General features: G+C 65.1%; 22 protein-coding genes and 3 pseudogenes. 20 read left to right on the forward strand and 5 right to left on the reverse strand.

All coding sequences use genetic code 11. The annotated features are described in order from the left end of the window. Positions 1-52: 52 nt before the first annotated feature. Positions 53-208, reverse strand: a pseudogene (locus QMG52_RS05160) (IS982 family transposase); the annotation flags it as partial. Positions 209-382: 174 nt separating this feature from the next. Beyond that, positions 383-1,558, reverse strand: a pseudogene (locus QMG52_RS05165) (IS701 family transposase). Between the two features lie 330 nt (positions 1,559-1,888). Here QMG52_RS05165 and QMG52_RS05175 point away from each other — a divergent pair. Together QMG52_RS05175 and QMG52_RS05180 are read left to right on the forward strand one after the other, a co-directional pair. Continuing rightward, the gene (locus QMG52_RS05175) at positions 1,889-2,377 is read left to right on the forward strand and encodes a CBS domain-containing protein (RefSeq protein ID WP_283559345.1); all 489 of its coding nucleotides are present in this window, start codon (positions 1,889-1,891) and stop codon (positions 2,375-2,377) included. After that, entirely contained in the window at positions 2,374-3,663 is a 1,290-nt protein-coding gene (locus QMG52_RS05180; RefSeq protein WP_283559346.1) for an ArsB/NhaD family transporter, read from the forward strand. Before QMG52_RS05175 ends, QMG52_RS05180 begins: the two co-directional genes overlap by 4 nt. An 873-nt stretch (positions 3,664-4,536) precedes the next feature. Here the strand turns inward: QMG52_RS05180 and QMG52_RS05185 are convergent. Together QMG52_RS05185 and QMG52_RS05190 are read right to left on the reverse strand one after the other, a co-directional pair. Continuing rightward, on the reverse strand, positions 4,537-4,902 hold the full coding sequence (locus QMG52_RS05185; protein ID WP_283559347.1) for an SDR family oxidoreductase: 366 nt from the start codon (positions 4,900-4,902) through the stop codon (positions 4,537-4,539). Further along, entirely contained in the window at positions 4,899-5,225 is a 327-nt protein-coding gene (locus QMG52_RS05190; protein WP_283559348.1) for a hypothetical protein, read from the reverse strand. The genes QMG52_RS05185 and QMG52_RS05190 overlap by 4 nt, the downstream gene beginning before the upstream one ends. 457 nt (positions 5,226-5,682) lie before the next feature. Here QMG52_RS05190 and rpsD point away from each other — a divergent pair, with 457 nt between their 5' ends. The 13 genes from rpsD (at position 5,683) to nusB (ending at position 17,346) form a co-directional block, all read left to right on the forward strand. Then, complete coding sequence (gene rpsD, locus QMG52_RS05195) at positions 5,683-6,309, forward strand: 30S ribosomal protein S4 (protein WP_283559349.1); 627 nt, start codon at positions 5,683-5,685, stop codon at positions 6,307-6,309. Positions 6,310-6,478: 169 nt separating this feature from the next. Beyond that, complete coding sequence (locus QMG52_RS05200) at positions 6,479-6,856, forward strand: DUF948 domain-containing protein (protein ID WP_283559350.1); 378 nt, start codon at positions 6,479-6,481, stop codon at positions 6,854-6,856. 53 nt (positions 6,857-6,909) lie between these two features. Then, entirely contained in the window at positions 6,910-7,164 is a 255-nt protein-coding gene (locus QMG52_RS05205) for a DUF6167 family protein (RefSeq protein WP_283559351.1), read from the forward strand. A 51-nt stretch (positions 7,165-7,215) separates the two neighbouring features. Further along, positions 7,216-9,897 (forward strand): alanine--tRNA ligase, encoded by a 2,682-nt coding sequence (gene alaS, locus QMG52_RS05210; protein WP_283559352.1) that lies wholly within the window; start codon positions 7,216-7,218, stop codon positions 9,895-9,897. Between the two features lie 25 nt (positions 9,898-9,922). Continuing rightward, the gene (ruvX, locus tag QMG52_RS05215; protein ID WP_283559353.1) at positions 9,923-10,564 is read left to right on the forward strand and encodes a Holliday junction resolvase RuvX; all 642 of its coding nucleotides are present in this window, start codon (positions 9,923-9,925) and stop codon (positions 10,562-10,564) included. After that, positions 10,561-11,844, forward strand: coding sequence for an endolytic transglycosylase MltG (locus tag QMG52_RS05220; protein ID WP_283559354.1), 1,284 nt, complete (start codon positions 10,561-10,563; stop codon positions 11,842-11,844). The genes ruvX and QMG52_RS05220 overlap by 4 nt, the downstream gene beginning before the upstream one ends. Then, entirely contained in the window at positions 11,845-12,774 is a 930-nt protein-coding gene (locus QMG52_RS05225) for a shikimate dehydrogenase (protein ID WP_349361654.1), read from the forward strand. A 32-nt stretch (positions 12,775-12,806) separates the two neighbouring features. After that, positions 12,807-14,006 (forward strand): chorismate synthase, encoded by a 1,200-nt coding sequence (gene aroC / locus QMG52_RS05230; RefSeq protein ID WP_283559355.1) that lies wholly within the window; start codon positions 12,807-12,809, stop codon positions 14,004-14,006. Between the two features lie 32 nt (positions 14,007-14,038). Beyond that, a complete protein-coding gene (locus QMG52_RS05235; RefSeq protein ID WP_283559356.1) occupies positions 14,039-14,665 on the forward strand; it encodes a shikimate kinase in 627 nt (208 codons plus the stop codon). Then, positions 14,662-15,753: a 3-dehydroquinate synthase gene (gene aroB / locus QMG52_RS05240; RefSeq protein ID WP_283559357.1), complete on the forward strand. Its 1,092-nt coding sequence runs from the start codon at positions 14,662-14,664 to the stop codon at positions 15,751-15,753. The genes QMG52_RS05235 and aroB overlap by 4 nt, the downstream gene beginning before the upstream one ends. Positions 15,754-15,794: 41 nt before the next feature. After that, entirely contained in the window at positions 15,795-16,226 is a 432-nt protein-coding gene (locus QMG52_RS05245) for a tetratricopeptide repeat protein (protein ID WP_283559358.1), read from the forward strand. A gap of 119 nt (positions 16,227-16,345) precedes the next feature. Then, complete coding sequence (gene efp, locus QMG52_RS05250; RefSeq protein ID WP_283559359.1) at positions 16,346-16,909, forward strand: elongation factor P; 564 nt, start codon at positions 16,346-16,348, stop codon at positions 16,907-16,909. Then, on the forward strand, positions 16,909-17,346 hold the full coding sequence (gene nusB / locus QMG52_RS05255; protein WP_283559360.1) for a transcription antitermination factor NusB: 438 nt from the start codon (positions 16,909-16,911) through the stop codon (positions 17,344-17,346). The genes efp and nusB overlap by 1 nt, the downstream gene beginning before the upstream one ends. 244 nt (positions 17,347-17,590) lie before the next feature. Here nusB and QMG52_RS05260 read toward each other — a convergent pair whose 3' ends face one another. Next, on the reverse strand, positions 17,591-18,829 hold the full coding sequence (locus QMG52_RS05260) for a PrsW family intramembrane metalloprotease (protein WP_283559361.1): 1,239 nt from the start codon (positions 18,827-18,829) through the stop codon (positions 17,591-17,593). A gap of 142 nt (positions 18,830-18,971) precedes the next feature. Between QMG52_RS05260 and QMG52_RS05265 the strand changes: the two genes are divergently transcribed. The 5 genes and pseudogenes from QMG52_RS05265 to QMG52_RS05285 all read left to right on the forward strand — a co-directional run bounded on the left by QMG52_RS05265 (position 18,972) and on the right by QMG52_RS05285 (position 22,584). Beyond that, a complete protein-coding gene (locus tag QMG52_RS05265) occupies positions 18,972-19,199 on the forward strand; it encodes a hypothetical protein (RefSeq protein WP_283559362.1) in 228 nt (75 codons plus the stop codon). Continuing rightward, positions 19,196-19,396 (forward strand): annotated as a pseudogene (locus QMG52_RS05270) (NAD(P)-dependent dehydrogenase); the annotation flags it as partial. The gene QMG52_RS05265 and the pseudogene QMG52_RS05270, both read left to right, overlap by 4 nt. Positions 19,397-19,598: 202 nt before the next feature. Continuing rightward, entirely contained in the window at positions 19,599-20,183 is a 585-nt protein-coding gene (gene pyrR / locus QMG52_RS05275; RefSeq protein WP_283559363.1) for a bifunctional pyr operon transcriptional regulator/uracil phosphoribosyltransferase PyrR, read from the forward strand. Next, positions 20,180-21,232: an aspartate carbamoyltransferase catalytic subunit gene (locus QMG52_RS05280; protein ID WP_283559364.1), complete on the forward strand. Its 1,053-nt coding sequence runs from the start codon at positions 20,180-20,182 to the stop codon at positions 21,230-21,232. The genes pyrR and QMG52_RS05280 overlap by 4 nt, the downstream gene beginning before the upstream one ends. Then, a complete protein-coding gene (locus tag QMG52_RS05285; protein WP_283559365.1) occupies positions 21,229-22,584 on the forward strand; it encodes a dihydroorotase in 1,356 nt (451 codons plus the stop codon). The genes QMG52_RS05280 and QMG52_RS05285 overlap by 4 nt, the downstream gene beginning before the upstream one ends. Positions 22,585-22,603 lie beyond the last annotated feature (19 nt).

The following is a 22,603-nucleotide window of genomic DNA, read 5'->3' on the forward strand; positions in this document are numbered from 1 at the left end:
TGGGTTCCGGGCAGGCCGAATGTTCTCAACCGCCGATGGCCCGGACAGCAAGACCACAGAAACAGCGGGAGTGGGAGGCGCAGTAACCGTCCCCGGCGTGGCCGGACAGATCGGATCGTTTGACCGTTTCCCGTGACATGCCGCAGGGCACCGAGGTGGAGTCGAGAAGGCGCAGGATCTCGTGCCAGGACGGGGTGTCCCGGGCCAGCAATTAGCAGACCCCCGGCGCGAAGGCGCCCGGGGTCTGTTCTGCAACAAGCCGGATTAGGACTTACTCATCTACTAGTACTTTGTTAGGTTGGGGCGCGTGATTGGCAGTGGGGGCAGTAACCGAGCCAAACGGCGAGGACTTGTTGGAGTTCTCTGATGATGCCGTACAGGCTCAGGCGGCCCCAGCTGCTTTTGGGTTCTTGAGCCGCAGCCTGGTGATGAAGAGGTGGGCCGCGGTCACGAGGGCGACGTGGCGGTGCCAGCCGGTGAAGGAGCGTCCCTCGAAGCGGGAGAGTCCGAGTCCGGTCTTGAGTTCGCGGTAGTCGTGCTCGATGCGCCACCTCATTTTTGCGAGTCGGACGAGGGTCTTCAGCTTCGTGTCGGCGGGCAGGTCTGAGAGCCAGAAGTCGGTGGGTCCGGGTTCGCTGGGCGGCCATTCGGCGAGCATCCACTGCTCGGGCAGGGACCGTCCTCATTCAGCGGGAGGTCGCGGTTGGCGGGGCGGATGCGCAGGGCCAGGACGCGTGATTTCATTGGCCGCGCTCCGGTTGCCGGGACCGGTCATGATGCCGTGGCGCCACGTGGCCTGATGGAGCTCTTTGCGTTCCGCGGCGAGGGCCAGCTCCCGCAGCGAGGATGGTTTCTCCCGGTACCGGTCCGCTCCGAGGGCCCGCGCCCGCTGTAGGGTGCGGGTGCGGGTTCGGGCACGGCATGGCCCGGGTGGGCGCTGGTGGAGGGCTTGACCGCCAGCACGTACCCGATGCGCCGGTCGGCCAGGCCCTGGCGGAACGCGGTGATTTCCCCGTACCCGGCATCGGCCACGACCACCGGGGGGACCAGTCCCCAGACGGTGGCCTCATCAATCATTTCCAGGGCCTGGGACCATTTCGTGCGGTGCCGGACCGTGTCCGGGATCCCTGCCCGAGACCGCCGTTCCTGGATCCGGGAGGCGTCCTCGTTCGTCTCCGCGCAGGTATCGTCCCAGTCCTCGGGGACGAAGAGCCGCCAGTTCAGAGGGCACGAGGCCGCATCGGTGGCCCTGTGCAGGCTGACGCCGATCTGGCAGTTCCCGATCTTCCCCAACGTGCCAGAGTACTGGCGGGCCACACATGGGGAGGCCGGCCCGTCCTTTTTGAACCCGGTGTCATCGATCACCCAGGCCTCGGGCCCGATCGTTTCCACTGCCCTCACCCATGGGCTGCATCGACTTGCGTCGGCCATCGAGCATCAACCCCCGCAGGTACAGGCTGCCCTTGGCCCGCTGGTCCTTGCGCGGCAGCGACGCGAAGACCTCGCCCACGAAGTCCTCCAGCTCGGTCCGCACCGCTGCGATCTCATCATCCTTCACGGTCCGAAATTAACAGACCCGCGACAGGATTAAAAGAGCAACACTCAAAAACCTAACAAAGTACTACTAGGATGCTGAGTCATGGACCATGTCATCGAAGTGCAGGGCCTCCGGAAGTCCTTTGGCGGCCGTGAAGTCCTGCATGGCATCGGCTTCAAGGTGGAGCGGGGCGAGGTATTCGGCGTCATTTGGACCTAACGGGGCGGGCAAGACCATTACCATGGGCTTGCCTGTGGGGATATCTGAACACGCTAACAAACCCCAACCAAGCCCAGGAAACCGGTGGTTGGATAGGACCACGTTCTGTCCCCCGAGGCATGAGGAGCCGCTATGCGCGCAGCCGACCTGCAAGTTGCTTTACCCGTTGTGCGCCGTGAGACCAATGCGGTGGAAGCCGGACGCCTGATCGCGGATAGCGGACTGGTGGGGCTGGTTATTGCAAACAAGCTGGGAGTCCCCACAGCGATAGTCTCGGCCGTGGACGTGCTGCGGCTGATGGTGCCCGGTTACCTTCTGGATGACGTGTCGCTGGCGGCCGTGTTCGACGAGGCCGGGGCCGCTGAGTTGTGGGAACATCTTGCCGAACGGACCGTCGGGGAGATGCTTGACGATGAGGGCGTTGCCGTCCGCAAGATCCTGACCATCGAGTCCGACGCGGAGCTGGTCGAGATCGCGGCGCGCATGGTCGATGCCCGCACCCAGATTGCCCTGGTCCGCGACTCGCCTCGGGATGCCCCGATGTTTGTCACTCTTCCCGCCGTCATCAAGACCGTCCTGGCCAGCGCCGGCGCTCCTGACTCACGGAGCGAGGAGCAGTGACGGGCCAGGTCATTCTTGCTCTCGGTGTCTTTCTCACAGCGTATGTTCTGATCGCTACCGAAAAGCTGCCCCGGATGACCACCGCGCTGGGCGGCGCAGCTGCAATGGTGCTGATCGGTGCCACCAATGACACGGGAATGTTTTTTTCGGAGGAGAGCGGGATCGACTGGAATGTCATCTTCCTGCTGCTGGCCATGATGATTATTGTCGGCATCCTCCGGCAGACGGGACTCTTCGAGTTCCTCGCGATCTGGGCGGCGAAGAAGGCCCGGGGCTATCCGTTCCGGATCATGGTTATCCTGGTGGTCATCACGGCCGTGCTCTCGGCACTTCTGGACAACGTCACCACAGTGCTGCTCACCGCCCCCGTCACCCTCCTGGTTTGCGAGCGGCTCGCCGCGCCGCCCGTTCCCTTCCTGATCGCGGAGGTGATGGCCAGCAACATCGGCGGCACGGCAACGCTGATCGGCGACCCTCCAAACATCATCATCGCCAGCCGCGGGGGCCTGACCTTCAACGACTTCATCATCAACCTCGCACCCATAATCGCGGTCCTCCTCGTCGTCTTCATCGGACTGTGCCGCTGGATGTTCCGCTCAGCCTTCCGTTTCCATCCGGACCGGGCCGCGCGGGTCATGGCCCTGAACGAGAAGGAGGCTTTGGGCGAAAGGTCATTGTTGATCAAATCGCTCGTGGTGGTGGGCCTGGTGCTGATCGGTTTCGTTGCCCGGCCGCTGTTGGGCCTCGCACCGTCCCTAGTCGCGATGCTCGGCGCAGGCCTCCTCATCCTGCTCGCCCGGCTTGAACCGCGAAAAGTGTTCGGGGACGTCGAATGGGAGACGCTGCTGTTCTTTGCGGGCCTGTTCATCATGATCGGTTCCCTGGTCAACCTTGGAGTCATCGACGCAGTGGGCAACGCCGCCGCTTCTCTCATCGGGGACAACTACGACGTCGCCGCTGTCGCAATGCTCGCAGGCTCGGCTTTCGCGTCCGGCATCATTGACAACATCCCCTACGTGGCCACACTCGCTCCGATTACGCATGACCTTGTGGAGGCAGGAGGCGCCGCAGCCAAGCCCCTCTGGTGGGCGCTGGCCCTCGGGGCGGACCTCGGCGGCAACGCCACCGCAGTGGGAGCCAGCGCAAACGTCGTCGTCATCGGGATAGCTAAGCGCTACGACCACCCCATCTCGTTCTGGACGTTCACCAAATACGGGCTGGTGGTCACCGCCGTCACCGTAGGGCTCTGCGTGCCCTACCTGCTCCTGCGGTACTACCTGTTCTGACGACACCAGGTTTCCTATGGTCTAGCGGATGACTGTGGCCGCGGCCTCTCGAACCGACTGGGCTCAACGCCATCTGTAGCAACACACGCATTGTTGGCGAATCCCGCCGGGGCAGACGTGGGAGTCAAGGCCACATCCAGATCGCGATTTACCCGGCGAAGGGAGGCACCCAACGGGAACCCCTGCCAGGACTGCCGTTAGTGGAGGCATCCCTCAACGTTTTCTGGATCCGGACCGTCATCGGGCCCGATGACGGACGCGGCGTAGCGGGCGTTACTTGCGGAAACGGCGCCGGCCCATCGAGTGGCAGCTGTAATTTCCAGCCCGGTGAGGCGCGAGAGGATGGCGGGAAGCAACTGCCCCGCCAGCGCGGTCAGGACTCCTGACCGGACGGTCTGGGAGGTAACGTGGGGGGCTATTCCGATCAAATTGAGGCGCTTGGTGATCGCTTGGCAGACACGCCGCTACGCGGGCATTACCAAATGATTCTTCGATAGCAGCTACGCGGGCATCTTTGATGAGTCAACGCGGGGACTCGACAGTAGAAGCAGCATCATTTACCGTAAGCATCAGCGCGGCCTTCCGCGGTAGATCGGCCCGGCATGGAGCTTAGAAAATCTGATGCCGGGCCGATCGTCTTTAACAGGTCATCGCCAGCCTCGCGCCGACGACCACACAAAACAAGACCTCACGCCATCAACCGCCCATCGTCACCAACTATGACGGCCTCAGCACCAGATCAGATGACGCATAACAGCAGCCCGAACAGAATCCTTAGCGCCAACCACTGTTACCCTGCAGCTCAGAACCCGGGTACCAGCGAGCCGGCGGCCGTCGACGGCGAGCACGGTACCGGTGATGAATGAGGACGCGTCAGAGCGCAGCCCCGGCGATCTCCACGACTTGGCCAACCGGCCGAAAAAGAAACCTTCCGCGCAGACTGACGGCGATCGCGCTGTCGAGCTGCTCACTGGTCCACCCGGCCGTCGGAGCGGGCGGCCGACCTCCGCCTGCTGCATTGTTGACCGCCACGTCGAGCCACCCGAACTGTGACCCAATGCCGGCCAGGAGCCCGCAGACCGACGGCTCGCTCGTCAGGTCGGCCGGCATCGCCACAGCAAGTCCACCGCTACCGGTGATAGGCTGCACCTGCCGTGACAGGGCTGCGGAATCGTGAGAGGCGAGTACGACATACGCGCCGGCTCCGGCCAGAGCCGCGGCGATGGCCGCGCCGATCACATGGCTCGCCGGTGAACAGTGCGACCTTCCCGTCGAGGCGTCCGGAACTGGTCATCTTTCCTGTCGATTCGCGGCGGCCGGTTCTGCGGGAGGAGGAAGCCGACCGCAACGAGCCAAGGGAGGCCGTCAAACCGCCCAACCGGGAGCAGGATCTGGAGCGGCGCGATGGGCACGGAGAGGAAGCTCAGTTCGGACAAGCCGGCGACGAGAAAACCCAGGCCGACGACGTACCCGAGGCCGCCGGCGATGAATCCGAGAAACGACAGGGCGTGGGTGAGCGTCACATCGGTGGTGATCTCGGGGTGGCTCAGAACCCAGCTCAACAGAGCCGAGAGCTTGAGAAAACGGTTGCGCTGATGCCGTCGGAGAATCCGATGCCCGGCCCGGGGACGCGTACACCAAGGCGAAGCTGACGCGCGTAGATGGTTGCGGCGAAGATGCCCAGGGGCACAGCCCAGCTCGCCGGCGCTAACGCTCTCGACACGGACCTCCACCAGGACACCAAATAGGCGCCCCAAATAACTGCTAGAATCGTTGGTGCACCGGCAAGCCTTGGCTCCATACCTGCTGCCCTTCCTGACTTTCCGGCCTGTTCGATCCGTCGAACCAGCCAGATCAGCGATGCAGGTATGCCCAGCGGTTGCAGCAACGGGCAGCGGTAGCCCTAGCTCTCCATGATGGAGGCCGGAAACATAATCAAGCATTGGCATTGTCCGTTCGGGTATTTATCCGTTCGGCTGATGGCAGCGAGCTTTACCGCATGAATATTGGAAGGACAACGTGGCTAACAACCTACGTGCCCGCCGCCAGGCCCGCCTCTCGCGGTCCCTCGGCATCGCTCTTACCCCCAAGGCAGCTAAGTACCTCGAGCGCCGCCCCTACGGTCCCGGTGAGCATGGCCGAGCCCGCAAGAAGCAGGACAGTGACTACGCAGTTCGACTGCGTGAAAAGCAGCGTCTGCGCGCCCAGTACGGCATCCGCGAAGCACAGATGACCCGTGCCTTCGAGGAAGCCAAGCGCACCAAGGGGCTGACCGGTGAAAACCTGGTGGAGTTGCTGGAAATGCGTCTGGATGCCCTCGTGCTCCGTGCCGGCTTCGCCCGCACGACGGCTCAGGCACGCCAGCTTGTGGTGCACCGTCACATCATGGTTGACGGCGCCCGCGTGGACCGCCCGTCATACCGTGTTGCCGAAGGCCAGCTCATCCACGTGCACCAGCGCAGCGAGACCATGGTCCCCCTGCAGGTTGCAGCGGCCGGCGCACACCGCGACGTGCTGCCCATGGTTCCCGCTTACCTTGACGTCAAGCTCGAAAGCCTCCAGGCCCGCCTCGTGCGCCGTCCGAAGCGCTCCGAGGTCCCCGTGACCTGCGAAGAGCAGCTGGTTGTTGAATTCTACTCACGCTAAATCCGTTTAGCCCACAGTAGATCCGTTGCGGCGACCCCGGATCGGAAGCAGGACGGGCAGAAGCCTGAAGAGAAGCCCGCGGCACGCGCCGCGGGCTTCTTTGTAGGTAAGGTACTAACGGAACAGAACGCAGATTTTCCTACCCCCCAAAGAGAAGAGGCGGCGCACCATGTCCGGTGGAGATATTGCAGGCTTGATAGCGGCAGGCGTTTTCGCCGTGCTGGTGGCCATTCTGGCCGTCCCCGTATTCAAGCTGGGCCGGGTGTTTGATGAAGTCCGGCGCACCATCGCGACCATCAGCGAGGGCACGACGCCGCTGATCGACGAGGTGACGGCGACGGTCTCCACGACCAACGCCCAGCTGCAGAAAGTGGACGGAATTTCCAACAACGTCTCTGACGCCACCGCGAATATTTCCGCACTCTCCTCGTTGCTGGCCGCAACGGTCGGATCGCCTGTAATCAAGGTCGCAGCCTTCTCCTACGGCGTGCGGTCCGCCGTGTCGGGGCGCCGCAGCAGCAGATCCCGGCATTTGCGCAGCCGCTAGAGGCCGCCGCTATCCGCCAGCCGTGCTGGCGCAGATCAAGGAGTTACCAGACCATGAAGAAGATTTTCTGGCTCGGCGTGGGTATTGCCATCGGCGCCATCGCTGTCCGCAAGGTGACACAGGCACGTAGTGCCCTCGGTCCCGCCGGCCTGAACCGGGCGGTCGGTCAGCTCAGCGACAGCATCCACAATTTTGCCGACGCCGTGCGGGAGGGCATGAACGAGCGCGAAGGCGATCTGCGCGGAGCACTTGGGCTCGACGCGGCCGATGCTCCCGGTGCCCCCGGCATCGATCAGCAGAACCGCTGATTCACCCACTGAGTTCTTTTGTCATTCACCAACGAAGGGTCCCCCAGGATCATGCAGTCGCAGGAAATCGCACGCCGATGGACCAATTTTTTCACCAGCAAGGGCCACGTCGCAGTGCCCTCCGCCTCGCTGGTTTCCAGCGATCCATCGCTGCTGTTCACCGTCGCGGGCATGGTTCCCTTCATCCCGTACCTCACCGCCCGTGAGGAGGCTCCCTTCAGCCGTGCCGTGAGCGTGCAGAAGTGCATCCGCACCGGCGACATTGAAGAGGTCGGCAAGACCGCCCGGCACGGCACGTTTTTCCAGATGTGCGGCAACTTTTCTTTTGGTGATTACTTCAAAAAGGAAGCCATCGGCTACGCCTGGGAACTGTTGACCGGCAGCATCAGTGAGGGTGGTTTCGGTCTGGATAAGGAACGCCTTTGGGTGACCGTGTATTTGGACGACGACGAGGCGGCCTCGCTCTGGGTGGAAGCCTCCGGTCTTCCCGCGGAGCGGATCCAGCGGATGGGGATGGAGGACAACTACTGGTCCACCGGACAGCCCGGTCCCGCCGGCCCGTGCTCGGAGATCTACTACGACCGCGGGCCGGCCTACGGCCCGGAAGGCGGCCCCGCCGTCGACGACGTGCGCTACATCGAAATCTGGAACCTGGTCTTCATGCAGTACCAGCGCGGCGAAGGGACCGGCAAGGACAACTTTGAGATCCTCGGTGAGCTGCCCAAGAAAAACATCGACACCGGGCTGGGGCTGGAGCGTCTGGCGTTGATCCTGCAGGGCGTGGAGAACTTTTACGAAACGGACCAGGTCCGTCCGGTGTTGGACGCCGCTGCCCTGCTCGCCGGCAAGGACTACACCAGTGCCGAGACCGTCGCGGATCCGCACCACACCGACGATGTGCGGATGCGGGTGGTGGCGGACCATATCCGTTCCGCCCTGATGCTGATTTCCGACGGCGTCACCCCTTCCAACGAAGGGCGCGGCTATGTGCTGCGCCGGCTGATCAGGCGTGCCGTCCGCGCGATGCGCCTGCTGGGCGTGGAACGTGCCTGCCTGCCGGAGCTGTTGCCGGCGTCCCGTGATGCGATGAAGGGTGTCTATCCGCAGGTCGAAGCGGATTTCGAGCGGATCGCCCGGATTGCCTACGCCGAGGAGAAATCCTTCCTGCGCACCATTGCCAGCGGCACCGCCCGGATGGAGGAGGCGGTCGCAGAGTCCAAGGCTGCGGACAAGCCGCTTTCCGGTGCGGAGGCCTTCGCGCTGCACGATACCTACGGCTTCCCGATCGATCTGACCCTGGAGATGGCCGAAGAGGCCGGGCTGGCCGTGGACGAGGCCGGGTTCCGGTCGTTGATGCTGGAACAGCGGCAGCGTGCCCAAGCCGATGCCCGCGGAAAAAAGAGCGGCCATGCGGACCTCTCCGTCTTCCATGACCTGCTGGCGGACGGAACGACGGTCTTCACCGGCTACGACGAGCTGGACGGGGAATCGCGCGTCCGTGCCATCCTCTCCGGCGGCCGGAAGGTTGCGCAGGCAGGCACAGGCGATGAGATCGAGATTGTGCTGACCGAAACGCCGTTTTATGCCGAGGCCGGCGGCCAGGCCGCCGATACCGGGCTGATCACCGGTGACGGGTTCGTCGTCGAGGTTCTTGACGTGCAGAAACCCGTTAAGGGGCTCAGCGTGCACAAGGCAGTAATCCGTGAGGGCGAGCTGCCTGCGGACGCCCTGGTCCGGGCAACGGTGGACCGGCAGCGCCGGCACGCAGCGGAGCAGGCCCACACCGGCACGCACATTGTGCATGCCGCACTACATCAGATTCTCGGCCCGGAGGCGCTGCAGCGCGGCTCCTTCAATAAGGCCGGGTATCTGCGCTTTGATTTCGCCTGGGGCGAAGGATTAAGCCCTGCCACGCGTTCCGAAATCGAGGAAGTATCCAACATCGCCATTCGCAATAACTACCGGGTGGACACCCGGATCATGGCGTTGGCGGAGGCCAAGACGCTGGGCGCTACGGCACTGTTTGGTGAGAACTATGGCAGCGAGGTGCGCGTGGTGGAGATCGACGGCGCCTGGTCCCGTGAGCTCTGCGGCGGCACGCACGTGGCCAACACGTCGCTGATCGGCAGCCTGACGCTGCTCGGCGAGCAGTCGGTGGGCTCCGGCAACCGCCGTGTGGAGGCATTCGTCGGGATGGACGCTTTCCGCCACCTGGCCGCCGAGCGGGCGCTGGTCACCGAATTGAGCGAGATGCTCAAGGTCCCCTCCAACCTGCTGCCCGAACGGCTCGCGGCGACGCTGAGCAAGCTGCGCACGGCCGAAAAAGAGCTGGAGCGCCTGCACAAGGAACAGCTCACCGCCAAGGCCGCGGCGCTGGCCGGTACGGCGCAGGACCGGGCCGGCATCAAGGTGATCGCGCACGACGCCGGCGCGATCGGCGGCGCCGATGACCTGCGCGCGCTGGCCCTGGATCTGCGGGACCGGCTCGGCTCCGATCCCGCGACGATTGCCGTGGCCGGGGTCGCGAACGGGCGCCCGATGGTGCTGGTCGCGACTAACCCTGCCGCGCGGGATGCGGGCGTGAAGGCCGGGGCACTGGTGAAACTGGCGGCGGGGATACTCGGCGGCGGCGGCGGCGGCAAGGACGACGTCGCACAAGGCGGCGGCAGTGACCCCGCGCAGGTGACCGCGGCCCTGACCGCCGTCGTCGGCGCGATCGAGCAGCGGGCTTAGAGCCGCCGTCGTGGTCAGCGCAGGCATGTCAGGGACAGCCGGATCCAGCACCGGCCGTTCCGGAGCCGGATATCCCCGCGGCGTCAAGCTCGGAGTGGACGTGGGAACCGTCCGCGTGGGCTTGGCCTGCTGCGACCCGGACGGCATTTTGGCCACCCCGGTACGCACACTGCAGCGGGACGTCAAAAAGAACTACGATGTCCGCGTACTCGTGCGGGAGGCCCGGGAGCGCTCGGCGGTGGAGATTTTTGTTGGTCTTCCGCGTACAATGAGCGGGGCGGAACGGTCGTCGGCTGAAATGGCACGCAGCTACGCCGCGCTGCTCGTACAAGCCCTGGCGGATGCCGACTACCAGGTGCCGGTTCGGATGATCGATGAGCGGCTCAGCACTGTCACCGCGCATCAGTCGTTGCACGCCGCTGGCATGAGCAGCCGCGGACATCGTGCCGTGGTGGATCAGGTTGCGGCAGTGGGGATCCTGCAACATGCCATCGAGATGGAGAAATCACGCGGCAGCACGGTCGGTACCGTGGTACCCGGACAGCAGGGCGGCGCGATGGGGCGCGCGGCGGGTATGACACAAGCGAAGGACGGCGTCATCAGCCCCAGCACGTATGACCCCACCAAGTGTGACCCCAACAAGAATGAACAGGGACGATCCATTTGAGCAGCATTTACCCGGAGCGTCCCGGCCGTCACCAGCGGGAGTCGGCACAGCCGTCCGCCGAGGCATCGAACCCGGACGACGCATATCAGGACGACGGGCACCAGGACAGCGCATACCAGCAAAACGCGCACCCGGACGGTGCCCGCCAAGAGGAGAGTGCGCACCCGATTTTTGCGCGGGCTGAACTGCCGACGCGCCGGGTGCGGGGAGCCTCCAAACGCGTCCGCCGCCGTCGACGCAGCCTGATTTTCCTGGTCGTTATCGCGTTTGTTGTGGCCGTGTCCTATTTCGCGTTCCAGGCCGTCCAGCCGATGCTGACGGCGAACACGGCCAAGGACTATCCCGGCCCGGGCCACGGCTCCGTGACCTTCATTGTCCCCGCGGGAGCAACCGGACGAACGGTGGCCGCCGGCCTGGTGCAGGACGGCGTCGTGCAGAGTGAATCGGCGTTCCTTGACGCCCTCCAGGCCGTCAGCGGCGGCGCGCTCATCCAGCCCGGGACCTTCGGACTCAAGCTTGAGATGAAGGCCTCCGACGCGGTGTCGGTGCTGCTCGCGCCGGATAACAATAAGGTCCACTACGCCGCCATCGACCAGAACCTGCGCGAACCGGAAGTTCTTGCGCTGCTGGCAAAGTCCACCGGCATCGCCGAATCGGAATTCACCACCCTCGCCAAGACGCCTGCCACCTTCGGGCTGCCCGCCGCGGCCAGGAGCCTGGAGGGCTATCTGAAACCGGGGGAGTACCGCTTCCCGCTAGAGATGACTGCCCAGCAGATTCTGGCGCAGCTGGTCCAAGCCACGAAGGACACATTGGTCAAGGACGGCGTGACGGATCCGAAGGATCAGTACCGGGTGCTCACCATCGCCTCCATCATTGAGTTTGAGGGCAACGAAGCCAACTACGCGATGATTTCAGGCGCCATCGAGAACCGGTTGAACAACCCCAACGCTGAGACCGGTGGCCGGCTCGAGTCCGATGCGACGGTGGCCTACGGGCTTGGCCTGAAAACCTACAACATCACCGATGCGCAGAAGAACGACGCCAGCAACCCGTACAACACCTTTGCCAACCCCGGTCTGCCTGTCGGGCCGATCGGTTCCCCCAAGGCCAAGGCCATTGACGCCGCAGCCCATCCGCAGGTCAATCCGTACTATTTCTGGGTGACGGTGAATCTGACGACCGGCGAGACGCTGTACGCCACCACTTATGCGGAGCATCTGACGAACGTGGCTAAATACCAGGCCTGGTGCGATGCGAACGCGGGGAAATGTAAGTAAATGACCGGCTTTCACGACCCGGCCGACGATCCGGTTTCCGCGCAGCCCGCCCCTCGGCCCCGCACGCACCGCGGCCCGCAAATGTATGGGGCCGTGTTGGGGCATCCGATCGGGCATTCGAAGTCACCGGCCATGCATTCCGCCGCCTATGCACGGCTGGGTCTGCCGTATGTTTACACGGCGTTGGATACCGAAGCCTCCGGATTAGCCGCGCTCTTTGCCCGCGTACGCGCGGAGCGAAACTGGTTCGGACTCTCCGTCACCATGCCGCTCAAGACGGCCGTGCTGCCGCTGCTGGATGCGCTCGAACCGGTTGCCGCGGCGCTGCGGGCCGTCAATACAGTGGTCGTCGACCGGGAGGATCCGAACCGGCAGCGCCTAGTGGGCCACAACACCGACGTTACCGGCATTGTCAACGCGCTTCGGTTCGCCGGAATCGGCGAAAGGCCAACCGCGGCCGTCCTCGGCGGTGGCGGGACCGCGGTCTCCGCGGTGGCCGCGTTGCAGCGGCTCGGGGCTCCCGCCGCGGACATCTTTGTCCGCGGCAGCGGCAGCGCCGCTCCGGCCACTGACGCCGGCAGCGCCGTCGGACTTAGTTGCCGGTTGCGGCCATGGACGGAGACCGCGGCAGCGCTGGCGGACTACGACGTCGTCATCTCCACTCTCCCGCCGCGTGCCGCAGATCCGCTGGCGGACAGCCTGCCGCCGTCGTCCCTCCGCGGCAGGCTGCTGCTCGACGTGGCCTATGATCCGTGGCCGAGCGCGCTGGCCGCGGCGTGGGAGCTGCGCGGCGGGACCATTGTGCCGGGGATCGAGATGTTGCTCTATCAGGGCGTGGAACAGGTACGGCTTTTTACCGCCGGATCAGCCCATAGCACGCCGGACGTTATCAACGTGATGTGTGACGCGATCGGGGTACCCCGGCGGTAACGGGATCCCCTGAGCATGGCAGGATGGAAGGTATGTTGCGTTGGTTGACCGCCGGGGAGTCTCATGGCCCGGCACTTGTGGGAATTATTGAGGGCGTGCCCGCCGGAGTCGAGCTGACCGGGGCTCAGATACGGGACGCTTTGGCGCGCCGACGGCTCGGTTACGGCCGCGGTGCGCGGATGAAGTTTGAGCAGGACGAGGTGACCATTCTCGGCGGTGTACGGCACGGCCAGACCCAGGGCGGACCTGTTGCCATCCAGGTCGGCAACTCCGAATGGCCCAAATGGGAGCAGATCATGTCTGCCGACCCGGTAGATCCGGCCCTGCTGGCGGAGCAGGCGCGCAATGCGCCGCTGACCCGCCCGCGGCCCGGCCACGCGGATTTCACCGGCATGCAGAAATACGCATTCAGCGAGGCACGGCCGGTGCTGGAAAGGGCCAGTGCCCGCGAAACAGCCGCCCGAGTGGCCCTGGGAGTGGTCGCGTCGCAGCTGCTGAAGGCCCTGGGTATTGAACTCGTCAGCCACACGGTGGCCATCGCCGCGGTGGAGTCCCCCGAGAGTTCCCCGGTGCCGGTACCGGCCGACGTCGCGGCACTGGATGCCGACCCGCTGCGCTGCTTTGACCCGGATACCTCCGCCGCCATGGTCGCCGAGGTGGACGCCGCCCACAAGGACGGCGAAACGCTGGGCGGCGTCGTCGAGGTGCTCGCTTACGGTCTTCCGCCAGGCCTGGGGAGCTACGTGCATTGGGACCGGCGACTGGACGCCCGCCTGGCCGGCGCCCTGATGGGAATCCAGGCGATTAAGGGAGTCGAGGTGGGGGATGGGTTTCGGACGGCCCGCCGGCGCGGCTCGACGGCTCATGATGAGATAGTCCGTGGAGAGGACGGCGTCATCGGCCGTACCAGCAACCGCGCCGGTGGCATCGAGGGCGGCATGAGCATCGGAGACGTCCTGCGGGTCCGGGCGGCCATGAAGCCGATCGCCACTGTGCCACGGGCCCTGCAGACCATCGATGTTGCCACCGGAGAACCTGCCAGGGCACACCACCAGCGTTCGGATGTCTGCGCTGTCCCGGCCGCAGGCGTGGTGGCGGAAGCCATGGTGGCGCTGGTGCTGGCGGAGGCCGTGACGGAGAAGTTCGGCGGCGATTCGATCGCCGAGACAGCCCGGAACCTGGCCTCCTATCTGGCGCATATCCCGCAGGCTCTGGATTCACTGGGTCAGTGATGCCGGGAACGCATGCCCGGAGCGGGGGCTTTGTGCCACGACATACTCTGGTGCTGATCGGGCCGATGGCGGTAGGGAAATCCGCCATCGGCCAGGAACTGGCCCGTGCGCTTGCCCTGGAGTTCATCGACTCCGATCAGGCGATTGTGCAGAAGCACGGCAGCATCGCGGATATTTTCGCCGGCCGGGGCGAAAACCATTTCCGCCGGCTGGAGGCAAAAGCCATCGCCGATGCGCTGGAATCGGGCCTGCGCCGGCCGATGGTTCTTTCACTCGGCGGCGGTGCCGTGCTGGACACCGGCACCGCGCAGCTGCTCGGGGAAGCCATTGTCATTCATCTGGATGCCGATCTGGACACCGTGCGGGGCCGGATCCTGCGCGGCGGACGTCCACTGCTGGCGGGGGATCCACTGGAACGCTGGCAGCACCTGGCCGCCGCCAGGGGGCCGGTCTACCGGGCGCTGGCGGATGTGACCCTGAATGTCCGCGAAGGTACGGTGGAGGAGCTGGTGCAGCAGCTTATCCGCCTCCTACAGCAGCACGGCGGCGCGGACGGACCCGGATCTGGACTTGGGCCCGGATCCGGATCCGCCGCAAAATTTGCTGCCACCGAAGCAGCGGACGGCACCATCAATGCACAAGAGAGCGGTACACAGTGACATCGGCAGTGACAACCATCAAGGTGACCGGAAGCCGGCCCGCAGAGAATTATGACGTCGTCGTCGGCCGCGGTCTGCTCTCGCAGCTGCCGGGGCTTCTCGGGGAGCGCGTCCGGAAGGTGCTGGTGATCCATCCGCGGGCCCTGCGGCTGACCGGGGATACGGTCCGTGACGACATCGCGGCCGCCGGTTTCACCGCCCTCACGGCGGAAATCCCCGACGCTGAAGAGGGCAAGCACGTACAGGTGGCGGCATTCTGCTGGCAGGTGCTCGGACAGAACGACTTCACCCGCTCGGACGCCATTGTTGCCGTGGGTGGTGGAGCGGTGACGGATCTGGCGGGATTCGTGGCGGCCACCTGGCTGCGTGGGGTCAAGGTCATTCATCTCCCGACCAGTCTGCTCGGCATGGTGGATGCCGCCGTGGGCGGCAAGACCGGCATCAACACGGCCGAGGGCAAGAATCTGGTGGGGGTCTTCCACCCGCCGGCCGCGGTGCTGGCCGATCTGGACGCACTGGCCACACTGCCGCAGAATGAGCTGCTCTCGGGAATGGCCGAGGTGGTCAAATGCGGCTTCATCGCCGACCCGGAAATTCTGACGTTGATCGAGCAGGACCCGGATGCCGTGAAGGATCCGGGTTCCGCTACCGTCCGCGAGCTGATCGAACGGTCCATTGCGGTCAAGGCCCGGGTGGTCTCCTCGGACCTGAAGGAAGCGGGACTGCGGGAGATTCTGAACTACGGCCACACCCTTGGCCACGCAATCGAGCTGGTGGAGCGCTATTCCTGGCGGCACGGGGCGGCGGTATCGGTGGGCATGATGTTTGCTGCCGAACTCGCGCGAAGCGTCGGACGACTCTCCGACGAGGTGGCGGACCGACACCGGAACATCCTGACGGAACTGGGACTTCCCGTGACCTATCGCCGGGACAGGTGGCAGGGACTGCTCGACGGCATGCGCCGGGACAAGAAGGCGCGCGGGGATCTGCTTCGCTTTGTGGTGCTGGACGGCGTGGCCAGGCCCGGCATCCTTGATGTGCCGGATGCATCTTTGCTTTTCGCCGCCTACCAGGAAATTGCGTCCTGATATATGAGCTATCAGGACTGGCCCGCTGCGGGTTTCCGGGTATGTCGATCAACCCCGGGACGCTGCTGCCGGAGGTAGTGGATGTGAATATCTGCGATCGGGCGGTCATTGACACCGATGATCCGGCCGATCTGGTGTTTGTGCTGCTGGCCCGCGGTCGGTTAGCGGACGCAGCCGAGCTGGCCGCGGCCGCCAGAATCGCGGATCCGGATTCGTTCCGCCTGCAGCTGCTGGACGTGGATATCCTGCGGGCCACCAAACATACCCAGCATGCGGTGGACCGGCTGAAATTGCTGGCGGCGGCCGTGGCCGGCACGTTCACCGAATCCTGGGTCCACCAGCAGCTGGGAAAGGTGCACTTCTGCGCCGGGAACTATCCGGCCGCTGTCCGGAGCTTTGCGACCGTCTTGGACCAGCGCGTTACCTGCGGTGCAGACGCGGCGGCCGGATCGGCGTGCCGCGGATGCCGCTGAGCAGGTAGAATGGTCAATGGATTTTTGATAACTCTTCCCCCTGCACCGCAGTTCTGCCCCGCCCCGGCGTGCGGGCGCGCGTTTCGGGGGACTATAGCCGGCCGACAGAGAGAGAAACAGTGGCAACTACTAACGACATCAAGAACGGCACGGTTCTGAAGCTTGAAGGACAGCTGTGGAACGTCGTCGAATTCCAGCACGTCAAGCCGGGCAAGGGCGGCGCCTTCGTCCGAACCAAGATGCGCAATGTGCGCTCCGGAAAACTGGTTGACAAGACGTTCAACGCCGGCTTGAAGATCGAAACGGCGACCGTTGACCGCCGCGATTACCAGTACCTGTACCAGGATGGCGCGGACTTCGTCTTCATGGACACGCAGGACTTCGACCAGATCACTGTCAGCGGCGAAACGGTGGGCGACGCGACCAATTTCATGCTGGAGAACCAGTCCGTCAATATCGCCATCCACGACGGCACCCCGCTGTACATCGAGCTGCCTGCGTCGGTCGTACTGCAGATCACCTACACGGAACCGGGCCTGCAGGGTGACCGATCCTCCGCGGGCACCAAGCCGGCCACCCTGGAAACGGGTTATGAGATCCAGGTCCCGCTGTTCGTCGAGAACAACACCCGCGTCAAGGTCGACACCCGCGACGGCAGCTATCTGGGACGTGTCAACGACTAGTGGCAGCAGCAGATTCAGCCCGGCCGAATTCGGCCCGGAGCAAGGCCCGGCGCCGGGCGCTTGACATCCTTTTTGAATCGGAGCAGCGCTCGGTTTCTGTAACGGAGGCGATCCGGCAACGTCGCGAAAGCACCGACCAGGTCATTAATCTCTACACCGTTGACATCGTGGAGGGAGTCTGCGCGCTGCAGCCCGCCATCGATGAGTTCCTTGAGACCTATTCGCAGGGCTGGTCCCTGGAGCGGATGCCGGCAGTGGACCGAATGCTGCTGCGCATCGGCACCTGGGAGCTGCTGTACAACGACGACGTGCCCGACGGCGTCGCCGTCAGCGAGGCCGTGGAGCTGGCCAAGATCCTCTCCACCGATGAATCACCGCAGTTCATCAACGGTCTGCTCGGCAGGCTTCAGCAGCTCAAACCGACCTTGCTGGCGTAAGCACGACGGCGTAAGCGCGACGGGGTAAGCACGACGGCGCAGCGCGACAGTGTAAGCACGACGGCGCAGCGCGACGGTCGGGCGGTGGCCGGGATCAGACCCGGACACCGCCCTGTGTATTTCGGTCCAGTGCTTTTTGGCCCGCAATTCATGGGTATGGACGCGTTGCCGGGTTATGCCATAGCTGCCCGTTGGACACTGCGGGTGGAGCGGGTGAAGCGGGTGAAGCGACGCGCCGCGCCGGTCAGGAATGCGCCGGCCGGGCGGTCCCGGCCTGCCTGGACAGCAGCTCCTCCCGTGCGGCCGTCACCCGTTCCAGCAGCACCGACTCCTGCTGCAGGGAGTCGGAGAGCCGGGAGCCTGCCAGTATGCGTTGCCGGGTGAAGGCGAGCCTGGTCGCCAGGTTGATGAAGCGCTTCATTGTCCCGGCCGCGCCGAACGTCCTGGCCCACGCCACAGCGCGCCTGCGGCCGGCGCCCGTGCCGATCATCGTGATCTCCTCGGGAAGGAACCAGCCGGAGGGAACATATTCGGAGAGCCGGCGCCTGGTCAGCCTCGCCTCCGAGAGCCGCAGCAGCACTACACCGAGCACGTAGAGGACAAAGATCGGCAACTGCAGGGCCCCGTAGACCACCAGGAAATTCGCGCTGATCATGGAACTGCTGTTCCATAGCGCGTGCAGGAGCATCGCCGGAATGAGTCCGGCGGTCCAGGCGCAGAGCGCGAGGGCCGTACCGCCGTGCCGGGCTGCGTAGCCGAGAATAGCGCCTAGGGTGGCGGTGAACATGACGTGGGCGAACGGGGACATGAGTCCGCGGATGACGAAGGTGGCAATAAGCCCCGGTCCGACGTCTTGCTGGGCCGTCATTGCCGAGCCGAAATACAGAATGTTTTCGGTGAAGGCGAATCCCGCCGCGACCGTACCGGCGTACACCACGCCGTTGATGGGGCCGTCGAAGGTCCGACGGCGGAGCAGGAAGATCAGCAGCACGCCCAGACCCTTGAAGATCTCTTCCACTAGGGGAGCCTGGAGCAGCGCGCTGACGCTTTCCGGATTGCTCAGCGCGGACCCGGCGAGCAGCAGCGGCCGGACCAACTGGCCCACAACCAAAGACGCCGCAACGGACATTCCAGCCCCCCAGGAGAAGGCAAAAAGCAGCGCACTTTTGGGCTCGGGCTCCCAGCGATCGATCCAGAGCAGGGTGAACAGGCAGATTCCCAGCGGGATCAAGGCCAGTGCGCCGCAGATCAGGAACACGTTTGCACCCAGAGAATCGGCAAAATAGACCAACGTCCCAACGGCCACCAGCGCCAGTAGACCGACCAAGATGAGGTTGAGGACGCGGTTTCCCCGGCCACCGTCCAGTGCGGCAAGCTGTGGCCCGCGAGGATATGCCCGGGCCGGCAGCGGCGATTGTGCGCGGTCGTGCTCCGGGTGGGGAAGCCCGGCGGCGGCGTCCTGCCATGGCCCGGGCTCCGTCATGGTAGAAGCCTATGCGGCGGCCTGAGCGGCACCAAGCGGACACACGTTTCCCCGGGCACGGATTTCCCCGACACGATGGGTTCCCTATCTGAGGTGCAGAGGGCGCCTATCCCTTGCGGGCAGGTTGTGGGAGCCTGAGAGCATGAATAAGACGGACCTTGAAGAAGCCGTACGGCTGGCAGCGGCGACGGAGCGCGAGGCGGCAGCGGACTACCGTCATGAAATTGCCGAACACGATGCGGGGGAGTCAAGCACTGCAGATCCGTTATCGCCAAGAGGCAGGGAATGGGTCATTGCGTATGACGCGCTGAAGTCCGCGCGGGACATTTTGGACCGGGAGTTCGGGCCGGAGCACAGGAGAGCTTCATGAGGACGGACCAGTACACGTTCCAGGACCCTACCACCCGGTATCCGTCCATCAGGGCGCCAAAGCAGGATCAGCCGAAACCCGGTTTGGATCAAAAGCTGGAACCAACAACCGACCGGGGCCAGGAATCGTACCGCGGCACCGGACGGTTGACGGGACGTAAAGCCCTCGTGACGGACGCTGATTCCGGGATCGGCGCGGATGACCCGGCGCTGTGGAACCCGCTGCGACGCTGATCCGGACCCGGCGCTGACACGGTGGCGACGGGGACGGCCACGGTTCAGAATCACCGGGCCGGCCGGCGGAGCCGCCGAAACCGATGGGGGTTAGCGCTGTGATAGTTTTGGGATGCAATGATCCTTTTAATTCCGTCCTGTGAGGCGGGGAAGGGGGAAGCGGGACATGAGTTCTGAAACAGCTGTCGGCGCGTCTCGCGTCGTCATGAGCGCGGCGGATATCGATCGCGCACTCACTCGTATAGCCCATGAAATTCTGGAGGCCAACAAGGGCTCCAGGGACCTGATTCTTCTTGGCATTCCGCGCCGCGGCTTTCCGCTGGCCCAGCGGCTGGCGCTCAAACTCGGAGCCGCTGATCCGGATCTTGATGCCGCCGCGATCGTCGGTCAGCTCGATGTCACTATGTTCCGCGATGATCTGGCCCGCCAGCCCACCCGTGCGCCCGAACGGACCAAACTTCCCGCCAGCGGCATTGACAACAAGGTGGTGGTTCTGGTCGATGACGTCCTATACTCCGGACGGACGATCCGCGCCGCGCTGGACGCCCTGGTGGATCTTGGCAGGCCGCGCGTGGTCCGACTCGCCGTGCTGGCCGACCGTGGACACCGCGAGCTGCCCATCCGCGCCGACCACGTGGGCAAGAATCTGCCCACCGCATCGGCGGAAAAGGTCAGGGTGCGGCTATGCGAGACCGACGGCGCCGGTCCCGGTTGGACCGCCGACGAAGTGGTTATTGAGGCCAGCGCGTGAGGCACCTTCTCTCCACCCAGGACCTGAGCCTGGCGAACGCCATACGCATCCTGGACACCGCTGAGGAAATGGCCGCCGTCGGCGAGCGCGAAGTCAAGAAACTGCCGGCTCTGCGCGGCCGTACGGTGGTGAATCTCTTTTTTGAGGATTCCACCCGTACCAGGATCTCCTTCGAAGCCGCAGCCAAGCGGCTCTCGGCGGATGTGATCAACTTTTCAGCAAAGGGATCGTCGGTGTCCAAGGGCGAGTCCCTGAAGGACACCGCCCAAACCCTCGAAGCGATGAGCGCGGACGCCGTGGTCATCAGGCACTGGGCGTCCGGAGCGCCCCAGCAGTTGGCGACATCCGGTTGGATTGACGCCGCGGTGATCAACGCCGGCGACGGCACGCATGAGCATCCTACCCAAGCGCTGCTTGATGCATTCACGATGCGCCGGCACCTGGCCGCGTTGAATGGGACCGACTCGGTCGGCAGCGATCTGACGGGGTTCCGGGTGGCCATCGCCGGGGATGTACTGCATTCACGGGTGGCCAGATCCAACGTGTGGCTGCTGCAGACCCTGGGTGCGGAGGTGACGCTGGTCGCTCCGCCCACCCTGCTGCCGGTCGGCGTCGAACACTGGCCGTGCAAGGTCAGCTATGATCTTGATTCCGTGCTGGAATCAGGCATGGACGCCATCATGGTGCTGCGCGTCCAAGCCGAGCGGATGAACGCCTCCTTTTTCCCATCGACCCGGGAATATTCGCGCCGCTGGGGGCTTGACGACGCCAGGCTCGCCCGGCTGGATACGCTCGGGATGACGGACACCATCATTATGCATCCCGGTCCGATGAACCGCGGCCTGGAGATCTCCTCCTCGGCGGCGGATTCCCCGCGCTCCACCGTGCTCGCCCAGGTGCGCAACGGCGTTTCCGTCCGGATGGCGGCGCTGTATCTGCTGCTGTCCGGCGATTTGCGCGATCCCGTGCCCGTGTACTCACCAGCCAGCGCCCGGCGGCCCGGCCCCGCACCGCGCAGTACTAATGAAACCGGAGGGAACGCCCGATGACCAATGACCCGACCCGTGGCAGCTTTTTGATCCGCGGAGCCGCTGTTCTGGGGAAGGAACGGACGGATCTTCTCCTGCAGGACGGCCGCATTGCCGACATCGGCGCCGGGCTGGATGCCGGCTCCGCCACCGTCATCGATGCCGATGGGCTGGTGGCGCTACCCGGCATGGTTGACCCGCACACGCACCTGCGTGAACCGGGCCGCGAGGATGCCGAGACCGTTGAGACCGGCTCCCGCGCGGCGGCGCTGGGCGGCTACACCGCGGTCCACGCCATGGCCAACAGTTCCCCGGTGGCCGATACCGCCGGAGTGGTGGAACAGGTCTTCAGCCTGGGCCGCGAAGCCGGCTGGGTGGACGTGCGCCCGGTGGGCGCCGTCACCGTCGGTCTTGCCGGTCAACAGCTGGCGGAACTGGGCGCGATGGCGGATTCCCGCGCCCGGGTCCGGATCTTTTCCGACGACGGGATCTGTGTGAGCGATCCGGTGCTGATGCGCCGGGCGCTGGAATACGTCAAGGCGTTCGACGGCGTGATAGCCCAGCACGCGCAGGAGCCGCGGCTGACCGAGGGCGCGCAGATGAACGAAGGCAAGGTCTCTGCGGTGCTGGGGCTGGCGGGCTGGCCGGCGGTGGCCGAGGAGAGCATCATCGCCCGGGACGTTTTGCTCGCCCAGCATGTGGGCTCGCGACTGCACATCTGCCACGTCTCCACCGCCGGGTCGGTGGAATTGATCCGCTGGGCCAAGACGCGCGGCATCAAGGTCACGGCCGAGGTCACCCCGCACCACCTGTGGCTGACCGAGGAGTTGGTCCGCAGCTACAACCCGGTCTACAAGGTGAACCCGCCGTTGCGGGCCGAAGAAGATGTGCTGGCCTTGCGCGCAGCGCTGGCGGACGGCACCATCGACGTCATCGGCACCGATCACGCGCCCCACCCGAGCGAGGCCAAGGATTGCGAATGGGCCCAGGCGGCGATGGGCATGACAGGGCTGGAAACGGCGCTCTCGGTGGTGCAGCACACCATGATCGAATCCGGGCTGCTGGATTGGGAAGGGTTTGCCCGCGTCACCTCCGCAACGCCGGCCAGGATCGGTCGTCTGGCCGATCAGGGCCGGCCCTTGCATGCGGGGGAGCCGGCCAACCTGGTCCTGGTCGACCCCGCCGCGCGCTGGACGGTGGATCCGCAGGCCATGGCGACGAAGGGCCGCAACTCGCCCTTCAGCGGCCGGGAGCTTCCGGGCGCCGTCATCGCAACGTTTTTCCGCGGCCACCCTACGGTGCTGGACGGGAAGCTCAATACCCCGGACCGGTCCCGCAGCACGGCCGCCGCGGCAGCCGGAGGCGGGAAGTGACGGACAGGCTCGGTCCCAC

This window comes from Paenarthrobacter sp. PH39-S1, from assembly GCF_030063245.1.
Taxonomy (GTDB): domain Bacteria; phylum Actinomycetota; class Actinomycetes; order Actinomycetales; family Micrococcaceae; genus Arthrobacter_M.

What these genes read in the sequence shown, in the direction of transcription:
- QMG52_RS05175 (WP_283559345.1), top strand. Translation starts at nt 1,889, where the DNA reads ATGCGCGCAGCCGACCTGCAAGTTGCTTTACCCGTTGTGCGCCGTGAG.
- QMG52_RS05200 (WP_283559350.1), top strand. Translation starts at nt 6,479, where the DNA reads ATGTCCGGTGGAGATATTGCAGGCTTGATAGCGGCAGGCGTTTTCGCC.
- QMG52_RS05205 (WP_283559351.1), top strand. Translation starts at nt 6,910, where the DNA reads ATGAAGAAGATTTTCTGGCTCGGCGTGGGTATTGCCATCGGCGCCATC.
- alaS (WP_283559352.1), top strand. Translation starts at nt 7,216, where the DNA reads ATGCAGTCGCAGGAAATCGCACGCCGATGGACCAATTTTTTCACCAGC.
- ruvX (WP_283559353.1), top strand. Translation starts at nt 9,923, where the DNA reads ATGTCAGGGACAGCCGGATCCAGCACCGGCCGTTCCGGAGCCGGATAT.
- QMG52_RS05225 (WP_349361654.1), top strand. Translation starts at nt 11,845, where the DNA reads ATGACCGGCTTTCACGACCCGGCCGACGATCCGGTTTCCGCGCAGCCC.
- aroC (WP_283559355.1), top strand. Translation starts at nt 12,807, where the DNA reads ATGTTGCGTTGGTTGACCGCCGGGGAGTCTCATGGCCCGGCACTTGTG.
- QMG52_RS05245 (WP_283559358.1), top strand. Translation starts at nt 15,795, where the DNA reads ATGTCGATCAACCCCGGGACGCTGCTGCCGGAGGTAGTGGATGTGAAT.
- QMG52_RS05260 (WP_283559361.1), bottom strand. Translation starts at nt 18,829, where the DNA reads ATGACGGAGCCCGGGCCATGGCAGGACGCCGCCGCCGGGCTTCCCCAC.
- QMG52_RS05265 (WP_283559362.1), top strand. Translation starts at nt 18,972, where the DNA reads ATGAATAAGACGGACCTTGAAGAAGCCGTACGGCTGGCAGCGGCGACG.
- pyrR (WP_283559363.1), top strand. Translation starts at nt 19,599, where the DNA reads ATGAGTTCTGAAACAGCTGTCGGCGCGTCTCGCGTCGTCATGAGCGCG.
- QMG52_RS05285 (WP_283559365.1), top strand. Translation starts at nt 21,229, where the DNA reads ATGACCAATGACCCGACCCGTGGCAGCTTTTTGATCCGCGGAGCCGCT.